Origin of the sequence: Enterobacter sp. 148H3 (genome assembly GCF_034107425.1) — a bacterium.
GTDB classification, from domain to species: domain Bacteria; phylum Pseudomonadota; class Gammaproteobacteria; order Enterobacterales; family Enterobacteriaceae; genus Enterobacter; species Enterobacter vonholyi.
Genome location: NZ_JAWNEI010000009.1, coordinates 1 through 18496, shown reverse-complemented (window position 1 = coordinate 18496; position 18496 = coordinate 1). Strand labels below are relative to the sequence as shown.

Sequence of the window (18496 nt, the reverse complement as noted above, 5' to 3'; positions counted from 1 at the left end):
TTATGTCCGAATGTCTGGCCGCTCGCGTAGATGATGAGATTGCTCATACAGCCTCAAAAGGCTGGATGATCGCAGGATTGGTTGGTGGGGCAATTCTGGGCGCAGCTGCCGTTGTCGTCACAGGAGGAACGCGTTGGTTGCTGTTTCTGCCGTTGCGGCTGGGGCATGTGCTGCGGGTGGGTTGGGTGAGCTCCTCGGCAGTATGTCATGGGCTCCACGCCATACCACCGGTACGCTAAAAGAAGGTTCACCCAATGTCTTTATCAACAGCCGAAAGGCTATCCGCGCTCATCTGTCAGCCGGAGAGTGTGATGAGCACAGCGGTAGCCTGCAACGGGTTGCGGAAGGTTCGATAAAAGTTTACATCAATAACTTTCCCGCCTCTCGCACAGGCGATAAGTTGACTTGCAGCGCCGAGATTAGTCAGGGATCGCGTAATGTTATTATCGGTGGAAGCAAGGTTCAGACCGATGAAATAAGTCCTGAAATCCCGGAATGGGTTAACTGGACGATGCTCGCCGTTGGTGCCGGAGCCATGGCGGTGCTGGCCAGTCCGGCAATCGCACTTCTGAGTACCCTCGGTGCGATGGGCGGTGGCACTGTGGGTAGCTACGCGGGTGGAATGCTGTTTGGCGAAGGCAGCGACGGTCAGAAATGGGGGATGCTGATCGGCTCTGTTATAGGCGGCGGGGCTGGCATGAAGGGAGGGGCAAGGTTTGATGCGTGGCGGGCTGGTAAGCCTGTTCTCGAACCGGTTAAGCCAAATATTTCGGCCCGAAGAGCTGAACTTAATGAAAAATTTGGACGCACGGGCGATCTCAATAGAGATATTACAGCCAGAGGAAATAAAGAGCTGGCAAGAAACTGGCTCGAATCTAAGGGCTTCACTCCGCAACAGATTCGTGACTTTGATAATGGCATTGACTATACAAATAGAGTGAGTGTTGAAACAATAAACAGAAATAAAACACTCTATCAAAACCAAGTGCCAGGAGGACGACAGGGAAACTGGTATGCTCTTCGAGAAGATGTTGAGCCAACAGAGTTGGGTATCAATCCAAAAGGTACTATTTATGGCACTGATCAAGTTGTTGATAAAGTAGCAAAACCGTATGTTTCACAACAAAAAGTTGAAATGTTACGTAGTACTTCTTTGCCCGCACTTTATACTTGGTCAGTGAAAGATGTACCCTATCAGACAAAAGGTGGGGCAATACAGATGCTTTCAAGCGAAAAGGATATATTTAAGGTGGCTCATGAATAAAGAAAATTACACCGCGCTAGATTATATCAATGATGCTATTGATGCAATTAATAATCGATTAGAACAAAATCCTACATTTTCTTTATATGTTATGGCGAAAAATCAGTTGGATTATATTAAATCTATTCTAACTGGTGCTGAAAAAGATAAAAGTAAATTACACACATTGAATCTTGGAGTGCTTGCGTCTAAAGAGTTTGATACTACCGATGCCGAACTTGCTCAGCATTTGTCCAATGCTAATTATATAGCCTCGCAGATGGGGCAAGGATTAAAGGTTATTCTTCCCCATGAGCAAGACGTAGAGTACCTCAAAAGGCAAAAAAGATATCGTAAGTGATAGGCAGTTTTTTTGATTTTTAAATGTGATTGTCCGGTATCGTTAACACTTTTTTGCTGTAACTATCATATACACTTGATTGCTATCTCCATTTTTTAATGTAATTAAGTCTTCTGTTTCACGGAAAAAAGAGAGAATGATAGATTATAATCTGTCATGCGCAGTTTCCCTGGTTTAATCCTTTTATAAAGAATGCATAATGGAAGATCTTCACAGTGAAGACTCGGTAATCAATCGTTATGCCGATCGTTATCGTAGCTACATGCCAATTAATATCCGTAATGGAAGAAGAAACACTAGTCTTGATGCGTCGAATTCATCTCACTCATGGGATGCAACATTACCTTTAACCATAACTGAAGATGTTTCACGTGATAAGGCACTTGGATCGCTGGTCGGTTTGGCTGCCGGGGACGCCGTCGGCACCACTCTTGAGTTTAAGAAAAGAGACAGTGAACATGTAGAGGATATGATTGGTGGCGGGCCTTTTCAATTAAAACCTGGTGAATGGACAGATGATACGTCCATGGCATTATGTCTGGCAGAGACTTATCTTTCAGAAAAAAGAATGCATACCGATGTGCTTAGAAAATATCTCTTGAAATGGTATCTTAACGGAGATAATAGCAGTAATGGTCGGTGCTTCGATATCGGGAATACGACGCGATTCGCGCTTGAACAGTATATGCGTGTCGGACCTTCCTGGTATGGCAATACAGAGAAACACACTGCTGGTAATGCTGGGGTTATTCGTCAAGCCCCGGTATCTATCTTTCGTCGAAAATCGCTGCGTGCGATTTACTTCGAATCCCAGGCTCAGAGTAGAGCAACGCATGGCGCGGTAGAATCAATTAACGCATGCCAATTTCTCGGATTGGTATTGCACTATTTAATTAACGGTTATCAAAAAGAAGAAGCTTTTTCGCCTCATATTTTCCCACTGTGCGCGCGTGTAATGATCATAAACGCGGGTGAGTATAAGCAAAAAACTCGCGATCAGATTCGTTCAAGTGGTTATGTTATCGATACGCTTGAGGCCGCGATGTGGTCCGTATGGAATACTGACAACTTCCAGGATGCGATTCTGCTGGCTGCCAATCTTGCCGATGATTCTGACAGCGTTGCGGCGACGGCGGGACAAATAGCGGGAGCATTATATGGTTATTCCGGTATCCCGCAGGGGTGGAAAGATAAACTCGTGCAACACGAACGTATCGCCACAATGGCAGGTGAGTTATTCGATAGAGCACCTGAGGATAATTTTTTATAGTTAGAATTAATAGGGGGAAGCGAGGTGATAAAACAACTCGCACTAAGGTGTCGTATTTCAATTTAACTGAATCTACTGCAATGAATGAAATGACAACCTTTGGTTATGTTGATAAAGCATTAACTTTAGCACAAAAGAGATATGCAGACGTCACGAATCGTGATTCTCACGCCCCGATTTTACAAATGTACGACTCTATTGTACAACAATTAATATTTTTACGGGACTTAATCGAAGGCAAGGAAAAGGATAAAGCAAAGTTATGGAAAATGACTTTCGGTATGTTTGCAGCGAAGGAGTTTGATAATTCTGATGAGTTGTTTTTTGAAAGGTTGTCGGATGCCTGGTTTATTGTGGATCAAATACGTCGAGGGTTAAAGGTTAGACTACCGCACGAGGTTGACGCCAATTACACAATAAAACAACAAAACCTAAAGATGAAATATCCTGATGAGTTTTAGGATACGATATTGAATGTAACTATATTTTAGGTGATGGATGATAGATTTACATGCCAATTTGCATGTCCTGATAAAATATGTGGATAAATATCGCGAATACTTACCGATTAGCAATCCTTCCGTCCAGCGGAGGCTGCAGTATATTTATGATAATAAACCCTTAGAATCATCCTCGAATAGTGATGTACAAAAACAATGGGACTTAACGCCATCATGTAACATCTCACTAGCGGAATCGCGAGACCGTGCTGTCGGTGCGCTTATAGGTCTTGCTGTTGGAGATGCTGTAGGTACGACGCTCGAATTTTTACCTCGTGACAAAGCACATGTCAAAGATATGATAGGTGGTGGGCCATTTCGACTCCGCGCAGGTGAATGGACGGATGATACATCCATGGCATTATGTCTTGCGGAAACGCTTCTTGAGAAAGGTGATGCTGATACTATATGCTTCAGGAATAAACTTCTGGAATGGTATCAGCATGGTTATAATAGTTCAAATGGCGTCTGTTTTGATATAGGAAATACAACACGGTTTGCTTTAGAGCAATATTTAACTGTTGGTCCCGGGTGGAGCAGTAATACAGCGCCAGAAACTGCAGGTAATGCTTCCATCATCAGGCAAGCACCTGTCTCTATTTTTTTTAGAAAGTCATTAAGTAAAGCGTTTTATGAGGCTAAAAAACAAAGTATAGCAACGCATGGAGCCGCGGAAGCAATAAATAGCACACAGTATTTAAGTTATTTGCTCGTGCATATGATTAACGGTAGCAATAAAGATTTTGTTTTTTCTCCGCACGTCATGCCGCTACAGCCACGTGTAATGATTATCAACGCGGGTGAATATAAGCAAAAAACTCGCGATCAGATTCGTTCAAGTGGTTATGTAATCGATACGCTTGAGGCCGCGATGTGGTCCGTATGGAATACTGATAATTTCCGGGATGCGATTCTGCTGGCTGCCAATCTTGCCGATGACGCTGACAGCGTTGCGGCCACGGCGGGACAAATAGCTGGGGCATTATATGGGTGCTCCGGTATTCCGAAGGAGTGGAAAAACAAACTCGTTCAATACGAACGGATTGCTACAATGGCAGGTGAATTGTTCGATAGAGCTCCTGAATACATCGCTTAGAAATTGTTCATCATCTATGGCACGGAAGGATATCCGTGTCATAAATCTGAAGAAAAGTAGTGACTGTTTTTTTACTCTGGAAAAAAGCATGAATAAAAGATGAAATAATGAAATGGACTGGCTTTATAATTTTTATACTCATCTCTTTAGTCTATATCTGGAGCGGGAAAGATCTTTACACCCTAAAAGAGTGGCGAGACTTTAGAATTAAATTCATTTCAGTGTTGGTTGGTGCGCTTGCATTGACACTCATTTTAATTGGCGTATCAAAATTAACCCCGTTACTGGACAGAGAAAGCGCGCGGGCGATAGCATTAATATTACCGGCATCCCTGGTGGCAATGTTACTGTCGAAATTTTTTGTTGTGATGTTGAATGCTATTTTCGAGAGTATTATGCGATTTCATAAACGGTATAATACCAAAGAAATGTATTTAAAACTATCGTCTCTGTCTGCCCGGTACGGGGCCAAATTACACCTGGTAGCAAAATGTCTCGCCTCGTTAGGCTGTATCTTGATGCTCTATGGCATCTGGTTTGGCAGTACAGGCTGATATAAAGAGGTTAGTTAGATGCCAGCAATGCCAGGATATGAAAATAAGTAAATGCGGGATATTATGATGCATTTGTTTTTCTTTTTTATTTTTATGATTTGGACGCTAGCATTTATCTGGAATGGAAAAGACTTATTCAGTAAAAAACAATGGTTCCTTGCTGGGTTGATGTTCGTTCTGGTGCTAGCGGTTACGGTTGTTATTGGTTTTACGTTGAAATGGCTCGCTCAGTCAATGTCATTATTCTCCGTCGCAACGGCGAAACAATATTCGATTATCTTTTCCATGTCTTTCCTGTGCGTATGGGGACTAAAAGTTACCGTTGTGCTGCTCTGTACGATCTTTTCCGGGATTACAGGAGGGCACAAAAAATACAATGCTGAAAATTATGAAGCAATATCGTCTATAACACGCGTTGTTGCGCCTTGCTTACTTATCGTTGCTAAAAGCGTAGTTTCCCTGGGTAGCGTCCTTATGTTTTCAGGTTTATGGCTTAAATAAGCACGATTTAAAAAATATCTCAATGAACACCGAGATTAGTCCATAGTGGAATAAAGATTATGCTCAACCGAATTACCGTTCAGCTCCCGGTGGAGGGGCTGCTTTTCTGGAAACTCTCCGGCCGCGAGGCGATGTCCGAGTCGTTCGCGCTCACGCTGACCGTGCTCGGCACGGACGCGCGCATCGACCGCAGCAAGCTGCTGGGCCAGCCGGTCACGGTGACCATCCCGACGCAGAGCCTGCTGACGTCCCGCTATGTTAACGGCAAGATTACCCGCGTGGCGGTCAGCGCCGTTGAGCTGACGGGCACCCGCTATGCGGTGTACCAGCTGACGGTGGAGCCGGACCTGTGGTCGATGAAGCGCGACCGTAACCTGCGTATCTTCCAGGGCCAGACGGTGCCGCAGATTGTCAAAACCCTGCTGGGTGAGCATCAGGTCAACGTTGAGGATAAACTCACCGGCAGCTACCGGGTGTGGGACTACTGCGTGCAGTATCAGGAGTCGAGCCTGGACTTCATCAGCCGCCTGATGGAGCTGGAGGGGATTGCCTATCACTTCCGCCATGAGGCGGACAAGCACACCCTGGTGCTGACTGATGCCGCCACGCAGCATCAGCCGTTCAGCGGCTATGAGGTTATTCCTTACCACCAGACGCCGTCAGGCGGCAGCACGGATGAAGAGGGCATCAGCCAGTGGGCGCTGGAGGACAGCGTGACGCCGGGGATTTACAGCCTCGACGACTATGACTTCCGCAAGCCGAACGCGTGGCTGTTCCAGGCCCAGCAGAACCCGGCGTCGCCGACGCCGGGCAGCATTGACGTGTACGACTGGCCGGGGCGCTTTGTGGACAAGGGGCACGGGGAGTTCTATGCCCGCATTCGTCAGGAGCGCTGGCAGGTGGAGCACCAGCAGATTCAGGCCACCGCCACGGCGGTGGGGATTGCGCCCGGGCACACCTTCACCTTAACCAACGCGCCGTTCTTCAGCGACAACGGTGAGTATCTGGTCACAGCGGCGGGCTATCACTTTGAAGAGAACCGTTACGCCAGCGGCGAGGGGGAGACCATTCACCGGACCGATTTCACGGTCATTCCTGCGTCGGTGGCCTACCGTCCGGCGCAGACCACGGCGTGGCCGCGCACCTACGGCCCGCAGACCGCGAAGGTGGTGGGCCCGAACGGCGAGAGTATCTGGACGGACAAATACGGCCGCGTGAAGGTGAAGTTCCACTGGGACCGTCTGGCGAAGGGCGATGACACCAGCTCCTGCTGGGTGCGCGTGTCGAGCGCGTGGGCGGGCCAGGGCTACGGCGGGGTGCAGATCCCGCGCGTCGGCGACGAGGTGGTGGTGGACTTTATCAACGGCGATCCGGACCGGCCGATTATTACCGGTCGCGTGTACAACGACGCGAGCATGCCGCCGTGGGCGCTACCGGCTGCGGCGACGCAGATGGGCTTTATGAGCCGCACGAAAGACGGTTCCGTGGACAACGCCAACGCCCTGCGGTTTGAGGATAAAGCGGGCGCAGAGCAGGTGTGGATCCAGGCCGAACGCAACATGGACACCAGCGTTAAAAATGATGAAACGCACAGCGTCGGCGGCGAGCGCAGCCATTACGTGAAGAAAAATGAACTGCATCGCGTGGAAGCGAATCAGACTCAGGCCGTGAAAGGTGGCACCGAGATCCTGACGGGGAAAGGCAAGCTGGATGCGGCGGTGGAGCAGTATGTTATCGCTTCCGGGACGAAGCTGCGGCTGGTCTCCGGTGAGAGTGCCATTGAGCTGAATGCTAACGGCAAGATTAACCTGATCGGTAAAGAATTTAACTTCTTCGTGGAAGGGGATGGGTATATCACCACTGGCGGTAAGCTGCATCTGAATACCTCTGGTACAAAACCGGGCACCACGGCACCGGGATCGGGGCATAAAGGGGATATTGATGCGGCGGTGCAGGCGAAATTTACGGCCAAAGATGAGTAAAGCAGATGCGGTGCTTATCGCGTTACTAACGACGGGAATGGCTGGAGGAGATGCACAGAAAAAGGATCTCTGGATGTTTATTTCCGGGATGAGTGCATCGCTTAAGACGTTATCCGTTACAACCCTTAGTAACGCGCCGTTATCGTTTAAGATGACCAGGCAAAATGAATATATCAATTTCTACAATGCCGACGATATCAAACTGGCGGATGGAACGAACATAACCGCAATTGAGTTACGTTTAAGCAAAGATAACGACGGCATGGCGCCTTTACTGAATTTTTCACCCTCCTCAGGTCAATGCATAACGCTTGATACCGTTAAAAAGCGCTATCCGCAGTTGAGGTTAACTGATTATCCGCGCGGCCGTTCGGAGAACGAAGTGACCAGCTATACAGCCCTAAAAGATATGAATGGACAAAAGGTGAGCTTCAGTTTCACCGTGAAAAATCCTCACTGTCTGGGTTCAGTCGTCATTAGCGCAGACTAAGAAATACTGCACTCATGTCCTGACGGTTTCTTCTGGATGATAATTGCAATACACATTTAATAAATGACGATTAACGTGAAAAAACACACGCCGACATTTCTTTTTTCTGCCCTAATGTTTACCTGTCTCGGCAGCAATGTGGTTTTGGCTCAGGTGATGCCTCCCGTTCTGACAAAACGGGATTTTTCTGTGCAGATCAAAGACCAGCCTGTCGCATTGGGCGACCGATGGTCTCCTGATAGTGCCGGCAAAATTGATGTGCCGTTGGAAGGCAACTTTGTCGGTGAGGTTCCTTTTGACGAAACGAACTATAAATTCTTCCAGCATCAAAGAGCTGGGTTAGAAATATTCAGTTCCAATCTCTGGTGGGATAAAGCTGAACGAAGCGTTGATGATTATATCGTGTCGCAGATTACGCTGACTGCCGTAGAATTCGCAACGCCGCGCGGTGTCCATGTGGGTTCAACGAGAAAGGAACTGAACAGCGCATACGGTACCGGTCAGGTCGAAAATGATGCCGGGGAGCAGTGGATTACCTACGAATTGGATAAAGAATTGCTCTCTTTTGAGATAAAAGGTGGCAACGTTATAAAAATAACGATGAATTACAAAAATGATTCTCAAGAATAATTTATGACCAAAAAATATCTGGCAGTCGCATTGTTCACGGCTTTATTGACAGGCGTCGTTGAAACGTCATCGGCACTTGAATTATCGCAATATAATAAGCTCGTTACGGTAGGTCGCATCCTTAACGACAGTGAAGTGACAGACAATCTCAGGACGCTGCTGGGAAATCACTACCAAACCTTTATTGATAACTTTGACGTCTTCGGCGAACCGCATACCACCACAGGTGGAGGATTGTTTGTTGAAGGCTGGCTAAAAGATCTTTATCTGGAGAACGCGTCAGCGCTGGTTATCGATCCTGACGGCAAAATCTTTGCGGCCTGGGTGGTTCCGGAGTCGGACGTAATCCATTACCAATCCTCTGATAATAGCCCGGGTATTAATGCTGATATCCAGCAATGGGCCACCAGGTTCAATACGATGCAGTTTGCAACGAACAGCCAGTCGAGACCTGCGTTTGACGGGGTTTGGGCAGGCGGAGCTGGCGACGACTCGACGTTAACCCTGCGGTTAGCTGAATCAGGCAACCGCATCACCGGGTCTTATTGCTATATATCCCGGAGAGGCAACCGCATAGATTGCCCGGAAAATGATGAGCGAAATCTTAGCGGTACCATCGCTGGCAATCGTGCCAGCGTAGCGTTTAACTCATCGTTTGGCGGCGCAGACGGACGAGCTGTTCTGGAAATAAAGGGGAGTGAAATGGAATGGCGTCTGGTAACGCCTCCTCAAAAAGGAAATGATTATGCTCCACAGCGCTATACGTTACGTAAAGCCGCTTCGGTTCATCACGCTGAAACCAGAAAACTGGATACCGAAAAGTTCGCTATTTCTCTGAAAAACAGGTGCGGTCATTTTGAGAGCGAATGTGACGAGATGCTCTATCTCGGCGTGCGAAAAAGCGATAACAGTACGATCTCCTTAAAGGGAAAAACGTTACGCGACTCCGCAGGTAAAATAATCGGCTCAACGTACAAGAATGGCGAGGTCGCTTATACCGTGACGTACGCCCCCGTGAATCTGGTTGTCAGCAAAGGCAACCATGTTTTAGTCGAGCAGTCAGGCCAGTGGCTTAAATAACTATACAGCCAGCCAAAAGGCCAGCATGGATTGGCCTTCTTGTTTCTCTCAATATTAATCATCCCGAGTTCACTTATGAAATACACCCTCCAGGAAGGTTCGTTTTCCCTTTTTCCTGCTGCCTGGCAGGACAACAGCATGAACATCATTCGCGATGACGAAAGCGGGCTGTCCGTGGTGGTCAGCCGCGGCGTGATTCCCGATGGCAGCGACTACGAACAAGAATTTCACCGCCAGTGGGACGTGCTGCGTCCTCAGATGGGTGAGATTGCCCAGAGCGAATTTAGGAACGTAAAGGCCGGGCCTGACGGCAACATTAACGGGCTGGAAGTTGAGACCACGTTTGACCGTAACGGGCAGCGCCTGTGGCAAAAACAGCTGGCCGTGCAGACGCCGGGCAAACCGGTATTGATGATTTTTACCCTCTCGGCATTAAGAGCCTTTACCGAAGAGGACGAGGTGCGCTGGAGCGCGCTTAAGCAGAGTCTGACGCTAAACGACAACCGGAATGTGTAAGGCATGAGCGATAGCAACGCGGCCCGTAAGGGCGACGAGATTATTCACTCCAGCATTTTTGCTGACATCACCAGCATTGTGGCGGAAGGTGCCGCCTATGCGGTGATCGGCGCGGCGGTAGGCGCAGCAGCAACCGTAGCGGCGCCATTGCTGGGGGCGGGGGCAGCAGCTGCAGGCGTGGCAGCAATTGGATCCAGCTGTCTGTTAAGCGGCATCATTGGCGGCGTGCTGGCGAACGTCGCGGGGATCACCGACGATATCAGCAACGCCGCTGAGGGGTTAGGCAATGCGCTTTTCCCGCCGTCGCCTGCGGGTAAAATCACGACCGGTTCCAGTAACGTTCTCACCAACGCAATCCCCGCCGCACGCGCGGCAGGCACGCTGACGCCCGCAGATACTCCTTCACCTGAGCCGCAGTCGCCGGGCAGCTTTGCCGATTACGCGGGCATGCTGCTTTCTGCCGCCGGACAGTTTGGCAGCGAAATGTGGCAGCCGAGCGTGGCCTCTGCCGCTGCCGGAACCTCGCCGCTGGAAGAAGACAAGGTGGCGTGCGAAAAGCACTCCGGGCCGCAGTATCTGGCGGAAGGCTCTAAAAGCGTCTTCATCAACGGGCAGCCCGCGGTGCGTGCGAAAGATCGCACCACCTGCGAAGGTACTGTGTCCGACGATGTTTCCCCGAACGTAATCATCGGCGGGGACACGCTCACGGTTCGCGATATCAAAAGCGGTAAAACGCCGGGTCTGGCGCTGGGGATGATTGCGCTCTCCCTGCTGCGCGGGCGTCCGGGCAAGATCCTGAAAAATATGCCCTGCGCGCTGGCGGCGGCCGGCGGCGGGATGCTGGCCGATATGGCGGTCAACGCCGTGTTCGGCTCCTCGCACCCGGTTCACGCCGCTACCGGCGTGAAGGTGCTGAATGACGACGACGAACTCGACTTCTCGCTGCCGGGGCGCTTCCCGCTTCGCTGGCAGCGCAGCTACAACAGCCTGACCACCCGCGAAGGGCTGTTTGGTCTGGGCTGGGCAACCACTTTTGACAGCTACCTGGCGCTAGAAGAAGACAACGCGACCTGGTTCGACGAAACCGGGCGCGAGCTAAGCTTCGAGCTGCCGCCGGTCGACCGGGCATTTTACAGCATCAGCGAAGGCATTATTATCCGCCGCAACGAGAGCGGCGACGTGGCGATTGCTGACGATGACGGCGCGGTGTGGCGTCTGTATAAACCAACCCGGGCGAACCCCTCCATCCTGCGTCTGGCCTCCCTCAGCGACGAATACGGCAACGCGCTGCTGACGGAGTGGGACGAGCACGGCAGGCTGACTGGTATTCATGACGAGCCGCGGGCAATCGACGTCACCCTGCGCTATGACGATGAACGTTTCCCGCAGCGCGTGACCGCAGCCAGCCATTTCGACGGCAACCAGACCTGGCCGCTGATGCAGTGGGGCTACGACGCGCGCGGCCAGCTGGCGAGCGCGACGGATGCCTCAGGCGTGGTGACGCGTGAATACCGCTACAACGACCACGGCCTGATGGTCTGGCACCGGATGCCGGGCGGTCTGGAGAGCGAATACCGGTGGCAAAAATTCGACCACTGGCGCGTGGTGGAAAACCGTACCAGCACCGGCGACGGGTGCCGCTTTAGCTACGATTTAGCCGCCGGGCTGACGACCGTCGAGCACTACGACGGTCAGACGCGCCGTCACTACTGGAACGCGCAAAATCTAATCGTTCGCTACGTTGACGAGCGCGGTGAAAACTGGCGCTACGAGTGGGACGAAAACGAGCTTCTCACGCGTCGCATCGATCCGCTCGGCAACGCCGTCACCTTCGTCTACGACGAGATGGGCAACCGGGTGCAGGAGACCGATGCCGACGGCAACACCCGCACCACCACCTGGCTGGAGCACCGCGCGCTTCCTGCGGCCATTATTGAAGCCGACGGCAGCGCCACCCGGTTCTGGTACGACGAACATCACGGGCTCAAGCGCGTGGTAGACCCGATGGGGCAGACGACGCAGCTGCGCCGGGACGAGTTTGGCCAGGTCGTGGAAGAGGTCGATGCCGCTGGCAACAGCCGCTACCAGGAGTACAACGAGGCCGGGCAGATCGTACGTTCGACCGACTGTTCCGGGCGTATTACCCGCTATCGCTATCACCCGCTGGGCTGGCTGGAGGCTGAGACTGGCGCCGACGGGGAAGAGACGCGCTACCGCTACGACGCCGCAGGGCGTCCGGTGCAGCTCGATCGCCCGGAAGGCTGGACGGAATCGCTCAAATGGAACGAACGCGGTCTGCCGGTGAAGCATGCGGGCGCCGACGGGAAAGAAAGTGAGTTCAGATACGACGAGGCGGGGCGCTTAACCGCCACCCGTAATACGCAGGGTGAAGAAGTGCGACGCCGCTGGGACAGCCGCGGGCGTCTGATTGCTCTGGAAAACGAGAACGGCGAAGCGTATCAGTTCCGCTGGGGGCCAGATTCGCTGCTGCTGGAAGAGGTGGGGCTCGATGGCGTGGCCTCGCAGTATCGCTATGATGCCTGCGGGCGCACGATTGCGCGCACCTTTGCCGCCGGTCATCCGGAGGCCATCACCCACGCCTTCGCCTGGAGCGCGAGCGGCCAGCTGGTCGCCCGCACCACACCGGAAGGCCAGACCCGCTACCACTACACGCCGTCCGGGCTATTAAGCCGGATTGGGCTGCATCCTGCACTTGCAGCCGACGTGTGGACCACCGAGGCAGAGCAGGAGCTTGCCTTTGAGTATGACGCGCTTGGGCGCGTGACGCGCGAAGCGGGCGAGCACGGCGAGCTGGCGTGGGAGTATGACGCGCTGGGCAACCGCACCTCCGTCACGCTGCCCGATGGCCGCGAGCTGAAGCAGTTCTACTACGGCAGCGGGCATCTGCTCAGCATTGCGCTCGATAAGCTGTCGGTCTCCGACTTTACCCGCGACGAACTCCACCGGGAGACCAGCCGCACCCAGGGGCTGCTGACCACCCGCAGCGAATACGATCGTCTTGGCCGACTGCATCGCCGGGACGTCTTTACCGGCAATGCCCAGCGTCCGTCGCCGCGCCGCTGGTCCCGCCGCTGGGATTACGACTACCGCAATAACCTGGTGCGTGAAGAGCGGGACGATAACCCCTTCAGTTGGTACCGCTGGCAGTACGACAGCGCCGGGCGCCTGCTCGTTCAGGACGGCACGCTGCCTGGCCAGGAGCAGTGGCGCTGGGATGCTGCCGGTAACCCGCTCGAAGGGGCTGCTGAGAAGGTCACGCACAACCGCCTGACGCAGCTGAACGGCATTCGCTGGCGCTATGACATCCACGGCCGCACCATAGAGAAGGATAACGGCCAGACCCGCTGGCACTACCGCTACGACGGTGAACACCGCCTGACGGAGGTCATCAGCCAGCCGCGGGATCGCAACAAACCGCAGACGCAGGTCAGCTTCCGCTACGATCCGCTCGGGCGACGCATCAGTAAAACGCGATGCCAGATGCTGGGCGGACAGGCAACCGGCAAGCCGGTCACCACCCGGTTTGTCTGGGAAGGGTTCCGCCTGCTGCAGGAGGTGCACGGAGATGTGCCGCTCACCTACGTCTACAGCGACCAGGACAGCTACGACCCGCTGGCGCGTATTGACGGCGTTGATGCTCCGGAGATTTTCTGGTTCCACTGCCAGCCCAACGGCACGCCGGAGCGGATGACGGATATCGAAGGGCAGGTGCGCTGGGAAGGGGTCAACAGCGACTGGGGCAAGCTGCTGCGGGAAAGCGAGTCGCAGGTATCAGGATATTCTCAGAACCTGCGCATGCAGGGGCAATACCTGGACCGTGAGACAGGCCTGCACTACAATCTGTTCCGGTATTACGACCCGGACTGCGGGCGGTTTACGCAGCAGGACCCGATAGGGCTGGCGGGGGGGATAAACCTTTACCAGTATGCGCCGAATGCGCTGGGATGGGTGGATCCGTGGGGGTTGAAACCAAGATGTGCACCGACGAAAGCAAATGACCATAATCAGGCTGCTTTCGGAAGGCAGTGGCAAGGTCATGGGGAGTACAAAGGACGCGACTTATGGTCTAACACAATGTTAAAAGAGGGTGATGTCATCTACGGTGGTGCTCCTGGACAATCTGGCTTTTATTTTGATAAGGCAACTCTTGATGCCGCTGGCGGTAGTAGACAAAAATTATGGGAGAGTTTGCAGGTACAGCCACATAGAATTTTTGGATTCCGTAGCAAAATTCAGGCGTACCGTGTAAAACGTGATGCAGTAGCTGGAACAGGACAAGCCTTATCACAAGATCCTGTTGTTTTTGGTCAGGGAGGAGGAACACAATTTTTCCTTTCAAATTATAAAACTGTGCTTGAGCCTATTGGCAAGCCTTTTGATATCGGAATGTAACTATGAATCTTGATGTAGATACAGGCGCTTTTTTCTTCAATAAAATACTCACCCTGACACCATTTACAATCAAAAAAGAAATAATGAATAATGATAATTTAAATTGGGAGGCTTGGCCAGATAAGGGATGTGAAACAGTCTCCTATAGAGCTATTTTTAACATAAAAGGAAACGCGCATGGTGATATTTATTTGATAGTTAATTTTATTCAACCTAATGATGAAAATGCTATTATTGGCAGTTGGAGTTTCGCACCTTATAAATTAATCGATGGAGAACAAAAAAAACCGGAGGGGAAAGTTACAAAAAAATTAAGGGATTGGTTCAAAGATAAAACGAATGTTGATCTCCCAGTTCATGGAGCATGGGGCCATATAAATGCGGCTTATGACCACTGGAATTGTTCAGGTGCAATTTATTGTAATTATCGTTCTGGTTTTAGAGATGAAAAATCCTGGAAGGATTATTGCAGATGGAATAATATAAAGTTATGAATTGTGTGCGTATGGGTGTAAAAATACTCGCAATTATTTAATTATGCGGTGTAGAAAATCACATCGGGTAAATAGAATTGAAATTGACCCTGTGGGAGGCCATTTCGTCATGCCAAAGACAGTTGTCAATAAAAATTAATTAAACAATTGTAGTATTCCAAAAGCTAAAAATTTCAGATTTAAATGTAATTATTTTTTATAATCATCTAAGGCTTTATGTTAATAATCGTTCAGGGTTGCGAGTGCCAACCGGAAATTAATTCAGTAAAAAACTTGTCTGATTGGCAGAAAGAATCACTAAACTGGACACTCCTGATACCACGGAAAGAGACATGATTAGGTGGAACTTTGAGTGGTGGCGGGTTTCAGTCTCATATGAGACAAAGTCATTTAATCATGGGATATATATGGTTTGGAATACAACGTAGTCACTTCCAGACAAGGTGGTTTAGATATGTTAGAAATGAACCTTGATGTTCACAATGGTTTTGTGGCAATTAACAACCACCCCCTCCAGTTAAAAGATGTTGATACTTTTAAACATTCCGTATTTTACAAATCCTTCTCGCCATTTACTTCTATAGGTCCTTTTATTTCTCTATCGATAATATTAAATGGAAAGATCAAGTTTTCATTTTGGAACTGAGTCCTTCAGTATTTTCTTTTTCCCCATCAATATTCCTTACTAGTAAGGATGGAAGTTTTTATAAAACTCTAGATGATTGGGATAAAAGGGCTAATCTGAGTAATTTATCGGAGGAGCGGCAGCGTTTGACAGCATGGGTTGAGAATGAAATAACCTCGAACCCTAAACTTAAAATTACAACCCCACCATATGGAATTCACTGGGTGCATGAATGGGGAAGTATTGTTGTGCAGTCTAATGAAAAAAGCTTCGATTGTGGTATTTATATCGAATGGAATGTTTGACATAAATACTGTTATTAATTAATAAAATCCCTCATTTTTCTTCTCGCCTTACTTTTTTATTAATAAGCTCAAAAAATGAAAATAACTAATCGACTAAAAAAGAAGTTATTAGTCCTCGATGGCATTGACAATGATTTCATAGAGTATGGAAAGGAAATAGCATGCCCTGAATGCGAGGGAGTAATAGTCTATTCTATCGTAAACTCATATGATTTTGACACGCTCACTGAAGAGGTAAAATGCTTTTTGGTAAAGAAAATGAGAGGTGTGAAGCTTGTCAGTGAACATAAGAAATATAGCTATGACGATAGCCAATTAGATGTTTCGAAAAATACATGTACAAAGTGTTTGAAAGAGTTTTCTACTGTATTAACGTATAAAGAAGTGCAGCCAGCCCGATACCGGGTATATCTTGTGGGGCTTTTTGAAGGTGATTTGAAACAGATCAAACTTTAAAAGTTGAGGTTTACCAATGATTGAAAATCTCATTTGTATTAAAGAAAATGACCTGCTTCAATGGGCGCGTGGCGAAAGTAACATACTGGTTAGTATGCCATTTTTAGACTATGCAATGGTCGACTCAACACGCCAGTTAGTCTTTGTGTTAAGCAAGCCAAAGCCATTACCAACCGTTTTGACCATCTTCAATGCGCAGGGCAAAAAACTATTTTGGTCAGCACCTCCTGAAGGCGCATTTTTCTATTACTTAACCTTCAACCTGTCAAAGGAAGTGGTTGTGGTCTGTAGCTATGCGGAAAAGCAAAACGGCTGGCATGATTGGTTTTATTCCTGGGATATGAAGCGTAATGCTTTGTCTCAATTGGGCCCTGCGTATTAACATCAAAAGCGCCAAAAAACGATAACAATAACCGGTAGCCAAAGAGGGCCGCATAAGCAGTTCCAACAAGCGGTTTAAAACTGAACTGAGTGGCAAAGGATGAGCACGGTTTACATTGTCATTTTGACCTATATAAAAACACACGAAGAAATCGACGCAGCGAAACCTACTCATGTGGAGTGGCTAAAAAAGGGGGTATGCAGAGGGGATATTTCTGGCATCGGGTAGACGGATCCCTGGAACCGGTGGAGTCAGACTCGCTAAATGTGAGAGTCTTGCCTCTCTTGAAGAGCGCTTGCGCGAGGATCCTTTTTAGAGGTTAAAACTTGCGACTGCTGAAATCATTCCCTTTGAACCCAGCATGAAAACCGAACTCCTGGAAAATGTGTTTTAACCCCGCAATAAAAAAATCCACGCCAAAGCGTGGATTTTTTTCATTCAAAACAAATCAAACGTTAAACAGGAAGTTCATCACTTCGCCATCTTTAACGATGTAATCTTTCCCATTCGCACGCATCTTGCCTGCTTCTTTCGCGCCTTGCTCACCTTGTTCTCAATAAGCTGTCGGTCTCCGACTTTACCCGCGACGAACTCCACCGGGAGACCAGCCGCACCCAGGGGCTGCTGACCACCCGCAGCGAATACGATCGTCTTGGCCGACTGCATCGCCGGGACGTCTTTACCGGCAATGCCCAGCGTCCGTCGCCGCGCCGCTGGTCCCGCCGCTGGGATTACGACTACCGCAATAACCTGGTGCGTGAAGAGCGGGACGATAACCCCTTCAGCTGGTACCGCTGGCAGTACGACAGCGCCGGGCGCCTGCTCGTTCAGGACGGCACGCTGCCTGGCCAGGAGCAGTGGCGCTGGGATGCTGCCGGTAACCCGCTCGAAGGGGCTGCTGAGAAGGTCACGCACAACCGCCTGACGCAGCTGAACGGCATTCGCTGGCGCTATGACATCCACGGCCGCACCATAGAGAAGGATAACGGCCAGACCCGCTGGCACTACCGCTACGACGGTGAACACCGCCTGACGGAGGTCATCAGCCAGCCGCGGGATCGCAACAAACCGCAGACGCAGGTCAGCTTCCGCTACGATCCGCTCGGGCGACGCATCAGTAAAACGCGATGCCAGATGCTGGGCGGACAGCCAACCGGCAAGCCGGTCACCACCCGGTTTGTCTGGGAAGGGTTCCGCCTGCTGCAGGAGGTGCACGGAGATGTGCCGCTCACCTACGTCTACAGCGACCAGGACAGCTACGACCCGCTGGCGCGTATTGACGGCGTTGATGCTCCGGAGATTTTCTGGTTCCACTGCCAGCCCAACGGCACGCCGGAGCGGATGACGGATATCGAAGGGCAGGTGCGCTGGGAAGGGGTCAACAGCGCCTGGGGCAAGCTGCTGCGGGAAAGCGAGTCGCAGGTATCAGGATATTCTCAGAACCTGCGCATGCAGGGGCAATACCTGGACCGTGAGACAGGCCTGCACTACAATCTGTTCCGGTATTACGACCCGGACTGCGGGCGGTTTACGCAGCAGGACCCGATAGGGCTGGCGGGGGGGATAAACCTTTACCAGTATGCGCCGAATGCGCTGGG

15 protein-coding genes and 4 pseudogenes are annotated in these 18496 nt (G+C 50.5%); 18 read left to right on the top strand and 1 reads right to left on the bottom strand.

The annotated features are described in order from the left end of the window. Positions 1 to 2 precede the first annotated feature (2 nt). The 17 genes and pseudogenes from USH94_RS14165 to USH94_RS14085 all read left to right on the top strand — a co-directional run bounded on the left by USH94_RS14165 (position 3) and on the right by USH94_RS14085 (position 17292). Positions 3 to 1264 (top strand): annotated as a pseudogene (locus USH94_RS14165) (polymorphic toxin type 46 domain-containing protein). Continuing rightward, positions 1257 to 1604: an immunity protein Tsi6 family protein gene (locus tag USH94_RS14160; RefSeq protein ID WP_045404268.1), complete on the top strand. Its 348-nt coding sequence runs from the start codon at positions 1257 to 1259 to the stop codon at positions 1602 to 1604. Before USH94_RS14165 ends, USH94_RS14160 begins: the two are co-directional and overlap by 8 nt. Positions 1605 to 1803: 199 nt before the next feature. Then, complete coding sequence (gene tri1, locus USH94_RS14155) at positions 1804 to 2874, top strand: ADP-ribosylarginine hydrolase Tri1 (RefSeq protein WP_111964751.1); 1071 nt, start codon at positions 1804 to 1806, stop codon at positions 2872 to 2874. Between the two features lie 80 nt (positions 2875 to 2954). After that, a complete protein-coding gene (locus USH94_RS14150; protein WP_111964750.1) occupies positions 2955 to 3335 on the top strand; it encodes an immunity protein Tsi6 family protein in 381 nt (126 codons plus the stop codon). 37 nt (positions 3336 to 3372) lie between these two features. Continuing rightward, positions 3373 to 4470 (top strand): ADP-ribosylarginine hydrolase Tri1, encoded by a 1098-nt coding sequence (gene tri1 / locus USH94_RS14145; protein ID WP_111964749.1) that lies wholly within the window; start codon positions 3373 to 3375, stop codon positions 4468 to 4470. 107 nt (positions 4471 to 4577) lie between these two features. After that, positions 4578 to 5024: a hypothetical protein gene (locus USH94_RS14140; RefSeq protein ID WP_111964748.1), complete on the top strand. Its 447-nt coding sequence runs from the start codon at positions 4578 to 4580 to the stop codon at positions 5022 to 5024. A gap of 51 nt (positions 5025 to 5075) precedes the next feature. Further along, positions 5076 to 5525, top strand: a complete 450-nt coding sequence (locus USH94_RS14135; protein ID WP_111964747.1) for a hypothetical protein — start codon at positions 5076 to 5078, stop codon at positions 5523 to 5525. A gap of 59 nt (positions 5526 to 5584) precedes the next feature. Beyond that, positions 5585 to 7507 carry a type VI secretion system Vgr family protein gene (locus tag USH94_RS14130; protein WP_111964746.1) on the top strand — a complete coding sequence of 641 codons (1923 nt, stop codon included), beginning with the start codon at positions 5585 to 5587 and terminating at the stop codon, positions 7505 to 7507. Next, a complete protein-coding gene (locus tag USH94_RS14125; RefSeq protein WP_258525041.1) occupies positions 7500 to 7997 on the top strand; it encodes a hypothetical protein in 498 nt (165 codons plus the stop codon). The genes USH94_RS14130 and USH94_RS14125 overlap by 8 nt, the downstream gene beginning before the upstream one ends. 75 nt (positions 7998 to 8072) lie before the next feature. Further along, positions 8073 to 8627 carry a hypothetical protein gene (locus USH94_RS14120; protein WP_258525040.1) on the top strand — a complete coding sequence of 185 codons (555 nt, stop codon included), beginning with the start codon at positions 8073 to 8075 and terminating at the stop codon, positions 8625 to 8627. Between the two features lie 3 nt (positions 8628 to 8630). Next, positions 8631 to 9707: a hypothetical protein gene (locus USH94_RS14115; protein ID WP_111964744.1), complete on the top strand. Its 1077-nt coding sequence runs from the start codon at positions 8631 to 8633 to the stop codon at positions 9705 to 9707. Between the two features lie 75 nt (positions 9708 to 9782). Beyond that, positions 9783 to 10223 (top strand): DcrB-related protein, encoded by a 441-nt coding sequence (locus USH94_RS14110; RefSeq protein ID WP_111964743.1) that lies wholly within the window; start codon positions 9783 to 9785, stop codon positions 10221 to 10223. Between the two features lie 3 nt (positions 10224 to 10226). Further along, on the top strand, positions 10227 to 14636 hold the full coding sequence (locus USH94_RS14105) for an RHS repeat-associated core domain-containing protein (protein ID WP_320731326.1): 4410 nt from the start codon (positions 10227 to 10229) through the stop codon (positions 14634 to 14636). 2 nt (positions 14637 to 14638) lie between these two features. Further along, positions 14639 to 15130: a hypothetical protein gene (locus tag USH94_RS14100; RefSeq protein WP_111966187.1), complete on the top strand. Its 492-nt coding sequence runs from the start codon at positions 14639 to 14641 to the stop codon at positions 15128 to 15130. 1005 nt (positions 15131 to 16135) lie between these two features. After that, complete coding sequence (locus tag USH94_RS14095; protein WP_111966188.1) at positions 16136 to 16516, top strand: hypothetical protein; 381 nt, start codon at positions 16136 to 16138, stop codon at positions 16514 to 16516. Positions 16517 to 16532: 16 nt separating this feature from the next. Beyond that, on the top strand, positions 16533 to 16898 hold the full coding sequence (locus USH94_RS14090) for a hypothetical protein (RefSeq protein ID WP_111966189.1): 366 nt from the start codon (positions 16533 to 16535) through the stop codon (positions 16896 to 16898). Between the two features lie 99 nt (positions 16899 to 16997). Next, positions 16998 to 17292: pseudogene (locus tag USH94_RS14085) on the top strand (YciI family protein). Positions 17293 to 17346: 54 nt separating this feature from the next. Here USH94_RS14085 and USH94_RS14080 read toward each other — a convergent pair. Continuing rightward, positions 17347 to 17448 (bottom strand): annotated as a pseudogene (locus USH94_RS14080) (DUF933 domain-containing protein); the annotation flags it as partial. 2 nt (positions 17449 to 17450) lie between these two features. On the opposite strand from USH94_RS14080, the pseudogene USH94_RS14075 reads away from it, so the two are divergent. After that, positions 17451 to 18496: pseudogene (locus USH94_RS14075) on the top strand (RHS repeat-associated core domain-containing protein); the annotation flags it as partial.